3 protein-coding genes are annotated in these 2,638 nt (G+C 69.1%); 2 read left to right on the top strand and 1 reads right to left on the bottom strand.

What is annotated here, in order from left to right:
• Positions 1-681, top strand: a 681-nt coding sequence (locus tag ACFV0Q_RS40705; protein WP_385013039.1) for a nucleoside phosphorylase, incomplete at its 5' end; no start/stop codon positions are given.
• A gap of 33 nt (positions 682-714) precedes the next feature.
• Positions 715-1,593 (top strand): glycosyltransferase family 2 protein, encoded by an 879-nt coding sequence (locus ACFV0Q_RS40700; RefSeq protein ID WP_385013037.1) that lies wholly within the window; start codon positions 715-717, stop codon positions 1,591-1,593.
• Positions 1,594-2,074: 481 nt separating this feature from the next.
• Here ACFV0Q_RS40700 and ACFV0Q_RS40695 read toward each other — a convergent pair.
• A partial coding sequence (locus ACFV0Q_RS40695; RefSeq protein WP_385013035.1) for a transposase occupies positions 2,075-2,638 on the bottom strand: 564 nt, incomplete at its 5' end.

The following is a 2,638-nucleotide window of genomic DNA, read 5'->3' as shown; positions in this document are numbered from 1 at the left end:
ATCCTCCTCTACCAGAGCCGACTCGCGGAACACGCACGCAGCACCTACCGCACCCGACTCCGCCCCTGGGTACGCGGCGGCCTCGACCTCGCCGAACACAACGGCCGCCACATCGCGCTCTGCGGGAACTTCGGACTCGGCGCCCCGGCCGCCGCACTCGCCGTCGAACAGCTCGCCGCACTCGGCACCCGCCGCATCATCACGGTCGGCACCGCCGCCGCCCTCCAGCCCGGGCTCCGCCCGGGCACCCTCGTCGTGTGCGACCGCGCGCTGCGCGACGAAGGCCTCTCCCACCACTACCTCCCCCCAGGCCGCTCCATCGATCCCTGGCCCGGCCTTACCCAGCACCTACTCAAAGCCCTCGCGGGCGTCGACGGCCCGGTGACATGCGGAACAAGCTGGACCACCGACGCCCCGTACCGCGAGACCGCGGTCGAAGTCGCGGACCACCAGAGCGCTGGCATTCTCACCGCCGACATGGAGGCGGCCGCCGTCTTCGCGGTCGGTCGGCACCGCGCGGTCGAGACTGCGGCCGTCCTCGTCGTGGCCGACTCCCTCGTCGACCGGCTCCCACGCGGGAAGTCGCCGGCTGTGGAAGGCGCCCTGCGCACCGCGTTGGCGGCCTCGGTCATCGCGCTCACCACCAGCGGCGCGTCATCGGGCACCAGAACCGGGCATTAGGGTTGAGGACCACATGAAGCGGAGGGCAGTTCTGTGAGCGGTGGCGCCACGCGTCCTACGGTCGGAGTCGTCGTCCTGACGATGAACGACCGCCCCGAAGACTTCCCCCGGGCGATGGCCTCCCTCCTGACTCAAGAGAGCATCGAGCTGGACGTCGTCGTGATCGGCAACGGCTGCGTCCCCGAACAGGTCCCCGCCGGTGTCCGCAGCGTCGACCTGCCCGAGAACGTAGGCATCCCTGAAGGCCGGAACATCGGCGCCGACCAGGTCAAGGGCGACTACTTGTTCTTCTTCGACAACGACGCCCAGCTTCCCGACACCGATACCCTCGCGCGACTGGTCGCCGAATTCCTCCGCGACCCGCAGCTCGCGTACGCGCAGCCCCGCATCTGCGACCCCGTCACCGGCGTCACGCTCCGCCGCTGGGTACCACGTCTCCGTACCTCCGACCCGGCCCGCCCCGGCATCGTCACGGTCATGGCCGAAGGCGTCGTCATGGTCCGGCGCGACGCCTACGACCGGGCCGGCGGCTGGCCAGGCCACTTTTTCCTCTTCCACGAAGGAGTGGAACTCGCCTGGAGACTCTGGGACCTCGGCTGCCACGGCCGATACGTACCCGACATCATCGTTCACCACCCGGCCACCGACCCGGCCCGGCACGACACCTTCTACCGGCTCAACGCCCGCAACCGCGTCTGGGTTGCCCGCCGCAACCTCCCCCGCCCCCTCATCCCCGTCAACCTCGCTACCTGGACTCTCATCACCCTCTGGCGCACACGCGACCCCGAAGCACTGAGGGTCACCTTGGCCGGGTTCCGTGAAGGCCTCGCCGGGGGTGAGGGCCCTCGACGGCCCATGAGCTGGAAGACGGCAGCCCGCCTCACCCGGGCGGGCAGGCCACCCACTTTCTGAAAACCTGCTTCTCAACCTGCTGAGAGGCTGGTGCTGTGCCCCTGGACGACATCAACACGAAGCCTCAATTGACCGGGTCCATGCCCGTTTGCCGGTAGCTTCGCGTTCATCCGAACAGAAGCGGAGCGGTAGGTGAAGACGAGCGCCACAACCATCTGGTTCATGCCCGCCTTGCGTACGCTCAAGGCTCTCCTGGGTGCGGGGTCATTCGGCATAGGGGCACTTGCGGTCTTCGCGACCCAGAACGGGCCCGGCTCGGCGGCGCTGATCGTATTCGGGGGCGTCTTGCTTCTCCTCGCTCTGCTCGGCAGCCGCATCGAGAGCCTTGAGTTCGGAGGGGCCACGCTGAGGATCCGGGCCGCCGCAGCGGAGAGGTTCGCATTGGCGGAGGAGTCCGAGCGTCAGGGAGACGTCGCCACGGCTAAAGGGTGTTGCAGAAGGCCCGTTTCGGGCAGGCCTGAGTGGTGCCTGACCTGCTGTTTCACCCTGTCATGGCGAGGTTGTGCATGGTGGCGACGGCCTGCACGGCGTGGTGGAGGCCGTCGCCTTTTTGGCGGCAGTCGCGGAGGATCTTCCAGTTCTTCATCCGGGCGAAGGTGTGCTCGACGCGGGCCCGCACCCGGCGGTGTTCCGCGTTGTCCTCCTCCTGCCCGCGCAGAAGGGGGCGTCCGGCCCTTCTGCGGTGCGGGACGATCAGCCCGGTTCCGAGGTAGGCGCCGTCCGCGATCACTGTCGTCCCGGCTGCCGTTGCCGGCAGGTCCGACTCCCGCCAGACGTGGGCGTCGGCTTTGTTGCCCGGCGCCGGGCGTGCGCTCGCGACGACCAGTCGGCTGTCCGCGTCGATGATGACCTGTACGTTCGCCGAGAACCGGTAGTTCCTCGACGAGGCACCGACCGTGCGGTCCCGGACCGGGATCAAGGTTCCGTCCACGATCCACAGCCGGTCCACGTCGGCGACCGGCCGCGGGGCCGGCTCCAGCGCCAGCAGCGGTCGCAGACGCTGGATCACCCGGCAGACGGTGGCCGGGGAGATCCCGAAGAGTGG

The sequence above is a fragment of the Streptomyces sp. NPDC059564 genome (genome assembly GCF_042735575.1).
Lineage (GTDB): Bacteria > Actinomycetota > Actinomycetes > Streptomycetales > Streptomycetaceae > Streptomyces.
This window is presented reverse-complemented; position numbering and strand designations above follow the sequence as displayed.